The 8,198-nt window shown below is 72.0% G+C and carries 7 protein-coding genes and 1 pseudogene; 6 read left to right on the top strand and 2 right to left on the bottom strand.

The features are described 5' to 3' along the window. Positions 1-363, bottom strand: a pseudogene (locus HF519_RS28380) (hypothetical protein); the annotation flags it as partial. 231 nt (positions 364-594) lie between these two features. Here HF519_RS28380 and cobF point away from each other — a divergent pair. The 4 genes from cobF to HF519_RS28400 all read left to right on the top strand — a co-directional run bounded on the left by cobF (position 595) and on the right by HF519_RS28400 (position 5,000). Continuing rightward, positions 595-1,362, top strand: a complete 768-nt coding sequence (gene cobF / locus HF519_RS28385; RefSeq protein ID WP_169416054.1) for a precorrin-6A synthase (deacetylating) — start codon at positions 595-597, stop codon at positions 1,360-1,362. Between the two features lie 72 nt (positions 1,363-1,434). Next, a complete protein-coding gene (locus tag HF519_RS28390) occupies positions 1,435-2,130 on the top strand; it encodes a DsbA family protein (RefSeq protein WP_169416055.1) in 696 nt (231 codons plus the stop codon). 138 nt (positions 2,131-2,268) lie between these two features. Beyond that, positions 2,269-3,522, top strand: coding sequence for an AI-2E family transporter (locus HF519_RS28395; protein ID WP_211170710.1), 1,254 nt, complete (start codon positions 2,269-2,271; stop codon positions 3,520-3,522). A 173-nt stretch (positions 3,523-3,695) separates the two neighbouring features. Further along, positions 3,696-5,000 carry an MFS transporter gene (locus tag HF519_RS28400; protein ID WP_169416056.1) on the top strand — a complete coding sequence of 435 codons (1,305 nt, stop codon included), beginning with the start codon at positions 3,696-3,698 and terminating at the stop codon, positions 4,998-5,000. 40 nt (positions 5,001-5,040) lie between these two features. Here the strand turns inward: HF519_RS28400 and HF519_RS28405 are convergent, their stop codons facing one another. Next, positions 5,041-5,652: a TetR/AcrR family transcriptional regulator gene (locus tag HF519_RS28405; protein WP_312860408.1), complete on the bottom strand. Its 612-nt coding sequence runs from the start codon at positions 5,650-5,652 to the stop codon at positions 5,041-5,043. Positions 5,653-5,715: 63 nt separating this feature from the next. Here HF519_RS28405 and HF519_RS28410 point away from each other — a divergent pair, with 63 nt between their 5' ends. After that, a complete protein-coding gene (locus HF519_RS28410; RefSeq protein ID WP_169416057.1) occupies positions 5,716-7,251 on the top strand; it encodes a class I adenylate-forming enzyme family protein in 1,536 nt (511 codons plus the stop codon). A gap of 74 nt (positions 7,252-7,325) precedes the next feature. Further along, a complete protein-coding gene (locus tag HF519_RS28415; RefSeq protein WP_169416058.1) occupies positions 7,326-8,135 on the top strand; it encodes an MBL fold metallo-hydrolase in 810 nt (269 codons plus the stop codon). Positions 8,136-8,198 lie beyond the last annotated feature (63 nt).

An 8,198-nucleotide genomic window follows, 5' to 3' on the forward strand; every position in this document is an offset into this window, starting at 1 on the left:
GGAGAACAGCACCGCGTCGTGCGGGTCGGGAGGGGTGGGACGGACGTGCAGGGTGGCCAGATGGGCGCTGTTCTCCAGGTCGGGGATCCGGTCGGTGCTCGATCCGCTGCCGAGCCCGGCGAGCACCACCCGCAGGTGGTGCAGCGCGGCGCCGCAGCTGATCACGAGGTCGCGGCGGTCGGGGTCGGTGCAGATGAGATGCCGGTTCCAGTCGGCATGCAACTCGACGGCGTGGCCCCCCAGGCGCCAGCGCCACGGCTGCGTGTTGTGTACCGACGGCGCGTGCAGGGCCATCTCCACGGCCCCGCGCAGTATCTCGGCGATCTTCTGGCCGAGCGGCGGTGATTCGGCCGTACCAGCCACGTCCGAGACCCTGGACCGGCTGCTGCAGCGGTGGAAGAGGCGAAGGGCCCGACATGGTCACCCGTCCGCCGGCGGCCGACGGGGCAGAGCCCCCGGCGCCGGGCCCCTGAACGCCCTTTTCCGGGGGGCGAGCCGGCCGTCCCGGGGGAGCCCGGCGGGTGCGTGCCGCCGGCGCCGCGTCGGAGCCGGGCGGGTATCGGGCCCGGAACCCGACGATCTACCGTCGCGGGCATGCGGAAGGTGTTCGTCATCGGGATCGGCGCGGGGGATCCCGACCACATCACGGTCCAGGCGGTCAAGGCCATGAACCGGGTGGACGTGTTCTTCGTGATCGACAAGGGCAGCACGAAGGACGACCTGACCGGGTTGCGCAGCGAGTTGCTCTCCCGGCACGTCGAGCACGGCCGCTACCGCGTCGTCGAGGCGGCCGACCCCGAGCGCGACCGCACGGCGCAGGCGTACCGCGAGGCGGTCGTCGACTGGCAGGACCGTCGCGCCGAGATCTACGAGAAGATGATCACCGATGAGCTCGGTGCCGATCAGGTCGGCGCGTTCCTCGTCTGGGGCGATCCGTCCCTCTACGACGGCACGTTGCGGCTGCTCGACCGGATCGCGGCACGCGGTGCGGTGGAGTTCGAGGTGGAGAGCATCCCGGGGATCAGCAGCGTCCAGGCACTCGCCGCGGCGCACCGGCTGATCCTGAACCGGATCGGCCGTCCGGTGCTGATCACGACCGGGCGCCGGATCGCCGCCGGTCTGCCCGACGACGTCGACGACGTCGTGGTGATGCTCGACGGCGGGACCGCGTTCGCCGACCTGCCCGACACCGACGTCGACATCTACTGGGGGGCCTACGTCGGCACCCCGGACGAGGTTCTGGTCCAGGGCAACCTGCAGGAGGTCAAGGGCGAGATCGCGCGGGTCCGCGCCGAGCAGCGGGAGCGCAAGGGCTGGATCATGGACACCTACCTGCTGCGGCGCAGGCCGCAGGAGCGCTGAGGCTCCGCGAACTCCCGGGAACCCGCCGGGCCCCGGCTGCGACCACTGGAGTGTGGGTCCGAGGACGCGCCGATGAGCGCGAACCGCGCCGCCGGGCGGCGCAAGCAGAAGGCGGCACTGGGCGGTCGGCGCGGGCCGTCGAGCTGGGCGATCGTCGCCGTCGTGGTGGTCGTGCTGTTCGCCGGGGCCGTGGGCTTCGGGGTGTACCGGGCCGGGCAGGGCGGCGAGGACGTCCTGATCCCCGCCGGGGCCACCGCGACCGGGGTGCCGATCGGCCAACCCGCGGCCCGGGCGACCATCGATCTCTACGTCGACTTCCAGTGCCCGGCCTGCAAGACCTACGAGGAGCAGGTGGGTCCGGTGATCGACGAGCTGGTGGCGGCGGGTTCGGCCAAGGTGATCTACCACCCGGTGGCGTTCCTCGACCGGTTCTCCACGACGCAGTACTCCACCCGCTCGTCCGCCGCCTCGGGCTGCGCCCAGGATGCCGGGGTGTTCACCGCCTACACGAAGCTGCTCTTCGCCAACCAGCCCCCGGAGAACACCCCCGGGCTCCCGGACGAGCAGCTCATCGCGTTGGGCCGGCAGGCGGGGGCCGGTGAGGGCTTCGCCACCTGTGTCACCGATCAGCGCTACGTCCCCTGGACCGGGAGCGTCACCGAGGACGCGTCTCGCTCCGGGGTGACCGCGACCCCGACGGTCAAGGTCAACGGCCAGGAGATCGAGCGGACCGTCCAGGCCCTGCGCCAGGCCGTGCAGGCGGCCTGAGTTCCCGATCGCCCGCGATCGGGTACAGGGGTGGCGCCACGGCTGGTGGAACGTCGGCGACGAAGCCGACATCCGGCGGCCGGGCTTGGGAGGCTGGGTCCCGGCGGGCGCCACCGGGCGCCACGGAAAGGTGTTGTGGTGGGCGGGACGGACGAGGGGCGCGGGACCGCGCAACGGGTCGACGAGCTGGTCGAGCACCGGGCCGGCCCTGCGGACGCCGGCCCGACCGGTACGCCGGTGCCCGGGCGGTCGGAGCCGGTGCCCGACCGGGGATCGGCGATCGCGGCCGGGCTGGCCTGGCTGGCCACCTGGAGCCTGCGGCTGATCCTGGTCGCGGCGGGCGCGGTGCTGATCGGGATGATCATCGGCCGGCTCTGGGTGATCCTGTGGCCCGTGCTGCTGGGTGTCATCCTGGCGACCCTGTTGCGTCCGCCGGTGGCCTGGTTGAGCAGGCACAGGGTCCCGCCCACCCTCGCCGCTCTGCTCGTGCTCCTCGGTGCGCTGGGCGCCATCGCGCTGCTCGTCGTCCTGCTGGCGCCGTCGGTGTCCGGGCAGGTCGACGAGATCGTGCTGGGGGCGTCGGAGGGCCTCCAGCAGATCCAGAACTGGCTGGCCGGGCCGCCGTTCAACCTGGGCCAGGGCCGGCTCGGGGAGCTGCTGGCCGCGGCCACGGAGCGGTTGCAGTCGAGCGCGACGGCCATCGCCTCGGGCGTTCTGACCGGGGTGGGCGCCATCGCGTCCGGGGTGCTCAACCTGGTGCTGGCCGTGATCCTCGCGTTCTTCTTCGTCAAGGACGGCCCACGGTTCCTGCCCTGGTTGACCCGGGCCGTCGGGTCGCGCGTCGGCGCGCACCTGCAGGCCGTGCTGTGGCGGTCCTGGCGCGGCCTGGGCAGCTTCGTCCGCACGCAGGCCCTGGTCAGCCTCGTCGACGCGGTGTTCATCGGTTTCGGCCTGATGATCGTCGGGGTGCCGCTCGCGCTCCCGCTCGCCGTCCTGACGTTCTTCGGCGGGTTCATCCCGATCATCGGGGCGTTGGTGGCGGGGGCTCTCGCGGTGCTCGTCGCGCTGGTCACCCAGGGCTTCACCACCGCACTCATCGTGCTGGGGATCATCATCGCGGTGCAGCAGATCGAGGGGAACGTGCTGCAGCCGGTACTGCAGTCGCGCAGTCTCGGGCTGCACCCGGCGATCGTGCTGCTCGCCGTCACCGCGGGGGGCAGCCTGTACGGGATCGCGGGCGCGTTCCTCGCCGTTCCGGTGGCCGCGGTCGCCGCGGAGGTGTTCCGCTACCTCGGTGAGCAGATCGACCGGCGCGTGGGCACCGTGAGCCCGCCTCCGGACCCCGCCGCCGAGCTCGTCGGACCCGTGGGCGGGGAGTCGGCGGCCAGGTGACCGGTCGGCCACTCCTCTCCATCCGGGGTGGCCGACCCGGGGAGCGTCCGACCCGTACGTTGACACTCCCGCCCTTCCATGTCGTACTGGTGCGCCGTACCACCATTCGAGTGTGTTCTAGAACACTCGCGTGCCTACGCTCGGTCGCTGGTAACTCACTCGAGGGAGGGCTGATGGCTGCTGACGACGCACCGCCGAAGAACCCGATGGCCCGGATCGCGCTCGCGAGCATGACGGGCACGGTGATCGAGTTCTACGACTTCTTCATCTACGGCACGGCCGCGGCCCTCGTCTTCAACAAGGTGTTCTTCCCCGAGCTCGGTGCCGCGGCCGGCACCGCGCTGGCGTTCGCGACGTTCGGTGTCGCGTTCGTCGCGCGGCCCTTCGGCTCGATCCTCTTCGGGCACTTCGGTGACCGCATCGGCCGCAAGAAGACCCTCGTGTCGACGCTGTTGCTGATGGGGTTGTCGACGCTGGCCATCGGCCTGTTGCCCACCACGGCGGCGATCGGTGTGCTCGCCCCCGTTCTGCTCGTGGTGCTGCGGATCGCCCAGGGCCTCGCGGTCGGCGGCGAGTGGGCCGGCGCCACCCTGCTCACCGCGGAGAACGCGCCGCCGGAGAAACGCGGCCTGTATGCGCTGTTCCCGCAGCTCGGCCCGTCGATCGCGTTCGCACTCGCGAGTGCCACGTTCCTGACCACCGCGCTGACCATGAGCGAAGCGGCGTTCCTCGTGTGGGGATGGCGGATCCCGTTCCTGGCCAGCCTGATACTCGTCGGCATCGGGCTCTACGTGCGGCTGTCGATCGAGGAGACACCGGTGTTCCGCAACTCCACGGAGCGAGCCAAGGTGCCGGTGGCGGAGGTGCTGGTCCGCCAGCCCCGCGAGGTGCTGCTCGGCGCCGGGGCGGTGACGACGGTGTTCGCGTTCTTCTACATCGGCGTCACGTACCTGACGAGCTACGGCACCCAGCAGCTCGGGCTGCCCCGGACGACGGTACTGGCGATGGGGATCGTCGGCGGCCTGGTGTTCGCCGCGACGACGATCCTGGGCGCGATCTGGTCGGACCGGGTCGGGCGCCGGCGGATGGTGCTGATCGGCAACGCGCTGGCGGTCGTCGTCGGGCTGACCATGTTCCCGATCATCGACCTGGGAACTCCGCTGTCCTTCGGGCTCGGGCTCTCGCTGGCGCTCGGCGTGGTGGGGATCGCCTACGGCCCGATCGGGGCACAGTTGCCGGAGATGTTCTCCACCCGCTACCGCTACACCGGCGCCGGGATGGCATACAACCTGGCCGGTGTGCTGGGTGGCGCGGTCACGCCGCTGCTGGCCACGCAACTCGTGCCGGCGCTCGGCAGCTTCGCGATCGGGCTCTACCTGGCCGTCGTCGCGTTGATCAGCCTGGGGTGCATCCTCGCGCTGCGCGAGACCCGGGACGTGGCGATGGGCGCCGCTGCACCGGCTCCGGCGACGGGCTGAGCAGCGGTGCCCGGCGCCGGTGCCGACCCGACCGGCGCGGTCAGCGCGCGCCGGCGATCTGCAGCGCGAAACCGCTGTACTGGTCGGCCACCTGCTCGGCGGTGAACGGGCCGTCCTCCCGGAACCAGCGCGCGATGCTCACACACATCTCCCGGATCGCGAAGGACGCGAGCGCGGGGGAGTCGACGTTCAGCGTCCCGGCGGCCACGCCCTCGGTGATGATCCCGCGTAGTGCGTGCTCGTGGCGGCGGCGCAGTTCCTGCTGCTCGGAGCGGGCGGGCTCGTCGAGGCTGGTGGTGTCGCGGTTGACGATCAGGGCCTCGCGCCGGTGCGTCGCGTGCCGGAGCGCGTAGACCCGGGTGGCGCGGCGCAACCGCTCGACCGGATCCGCCACGCCCTCGACGGCCAGCCGGAAGTCCTCGAGGACGCCCTCGGTGGTGTCGGAGACGATGCGCTGCAGCAGTTCCTGCTTGGAGCGCATGTGGTTGTAGAGGCTGGGGGTGCGGATGCCGAGCGCCTCCGCGACCTGGCTCAGGGCGGTGCCGTGGTACCCGCGCTGCGCGAACAAGGTCATCGCCGCGTCGAGGACGGCGGTGCTGTTGACCGTCGTCCGGGTGTCGGAGGAAGCCGTGCCCAGATCCGCCGGTGCCACTCGTGCCTCCCGCCGTAATGTGCTAACAAACGGTACTTAGCATACCGTCTTCCGGGAGGCGCGATGTTGCGTACGGAGCTCATCCGCACGGTGCCCGAACTGCTGGCCCGCCACGCCGCCGAGCGGCCGGACCGGGTCGCGTTCCGCGACGACCGGCGCGCGGTGACCTACGCCGACCTCGCGGACCGCACGGCCCGGCTGGCCGGGTACCTGCAGGTCCTGGGCCTGCAACAGGGAGAGCGGGCGCTGCTCTACCTGGACAACGCCGTCGAGACGGCCGAGGCCTACCTGGCGGTCCCGCGCGCCGGGGCGATCGCCGTGTGCGCGAACCCCGGGGCCGCGGTGCCCGAGGTCGCTCACATCCTCGACGACAGCGGCGCCCGCATCGTGATCACCGACGCCGCGCATCTCGACGTCGTGCGCCGGCTCGTGGCCGGGCGCGACGGGTTCCTGGCGGTCGTGGTCACCGGGGACGCCCCTGGCCTCGCCGCCCCTGAGGTGTCCTACGACGCGTTGGTCGCCGGGGCGGCCGTGGCGCCGCGGGACTGTCTCGGGCTCGACGACGTGGCCTGGATGCTCTACACGTCCGGCACCACCGGGCGTCCGAAGGGCGTGTACCTGACCCAGCGCGGCTGCTTCTGGGTGGTGGCGTCGTGGACCCCGGTCGTGGGGATGGGTCCGGACGACGTGGTGCTCTCGCCGCTCCCGTTGTTCCACTCCTACGCGCTCGTGGTGTGCGTGCTCGGGATCCTCGCGCTGGGGGCGAGCGAGCGGATCCTGACCCGGTTCTCCGTCGATGAGGTGCGCGAGCACCTGCGCACGGACGAGTACACGGTCTTCCCCGGGGTGCCGACGATGTTCCACTACCTGCTGGACCGAGCGGGCGCGGCGGGTCTCGGGGCGCCCCGGCTGCGGGTGTGCGTCTCCGCGGGGGCGATCCTGCCGGCGGCGTTGAACAGCGACTTCGAGCGCGCCTTCGGGGTGCCCCTGCTCGACGGTTACGGCATCACCGAGACCTCGACGTTCGTGACGATGAACGGCCCGGAAGGCACCCGTGTGATGGGCTCGTGCGGGCTGCCGCTGCCGGGGCTGAGCGTGCGGCTGGTCGACCCGGCGACGGGACGCGACGTGCTCCCCGGCGAGGAGGGCGAGCTCTGGGTGCAGGGCGCCGGGGTCACGCCCGGCTATCACAACCTGCCGGAGGCGACGGCCGCGGTGCTGGTCGACGGCTGGTACCGCACGGGGGACCTGGCGCGCCGCGACGAGCACGGCTACCTGCGGATCAGCGGCCGGACCAAGGAACTGATCATCCGCGGCGGGGAGAACATCTACCCCGCGGAGGTCGAGGACGCCCTGCTGGCGTGCGAGTCGGTGGCCGACGCCGCGGTGGTCGGTGCGCCGCACGACAGCCTGGGTGAGGTCCCGGTCGCCTTCGTCGTGGCCCGCGAAGGTGGGCTGGACCGGGAGAAGGTGCTCGAGGTCTGCGGGGAGCGGCTGTCGTCGTTCAAGGTGCCGGACGAGCTCATCGAGGTCGACAGCATCCCGCGCACCGGCTCGGGCAAGATCCTGCGCTTCCAGCTGCAGCAACGGCTGGGGTGAGGGGCCGGGCATTGCCCGGCCCTCGCTGCCGTCATAGGGTCACCCAATAACGATCGTTAGTAAGTGAGGGATTCATGCGGATCGGGGACATCGAGATCCTCCCGGTGCTCGACGGGACGGGCCGGGAGCCCGCGGCCGAGGTGCTGACCCGGCCCGGCGTCGACGACCCGTGGTCGTGCCATCCGGTGGGCATCGACGCCAGCGGCGTCGACCACGACGGCATCCTGCACCTGCCGCTGGGCGGGTTCCTGGTCCGCACCGGCGAGCGGGTCGTGCTGGTCGACGCCGGGGTCGGAACGATCGACAACGGCAAGTACGCCGGCGGCGGGTTCCTCGACGCGCTGCGCGGTTACGGGGTGGCGCCCGAGGACGTCACCGACGTCGTGTTCACCCACCTGCACTTCGACCACGTGGGGTGGGCCACCAAGAAGGGCGAGGTCGTCTTCGGCAACGCCACCTACCGGGTGCACGCCGAGGACTGGGCGCACTTCGTGGAGAGCGCGGACGCGGAGGCCGGAGCGGTACGCAAGCTGTCGCCGCTGGCCTCGCGGCTGGAGACGTTCACCTCCGACGTCACGATCGCCCCCGGCCTCGACGCCCGGCACACCCCCGGGCACACCCCGGGGTCGACCGTCTACGTGGTGTCGTCCGGCGACGAGCGCGCCCTGCTGCTCGGCGACGTCGTGCACTCCGTCGTCGAGCTGGCCGAGCCCGACTGGGAGGCCGTGTTCGACGTCGACCCCGTCGCGGCCCGGGCCGCCCGCAACGCGCTGGCCGACGAGGTCGCCGACACCGACGCCCTCGTCGTCGGTGCGCACTTTCCCGGCCTGCGCTTCGGTCGCGTCGTGACCACCGGCGGCAACCGCGCCTTCCGCGCGATCTGAGAGGACAGGGCATGGATCTGCAGCTTGCCGGCACGGTGGTGCTGGTCACCGGGGCGGGGCAGG

Source organism: Pseudonocardia bannensis, assembly GCF_012911875.1.
Taxonomy (GTDB): Bacteria; Actinomycetota; Actinomycetes; order Mycobacteriales; family Pseudonocardiaceae; genus Pseudonocardia; species Pseudonocardia bannensis.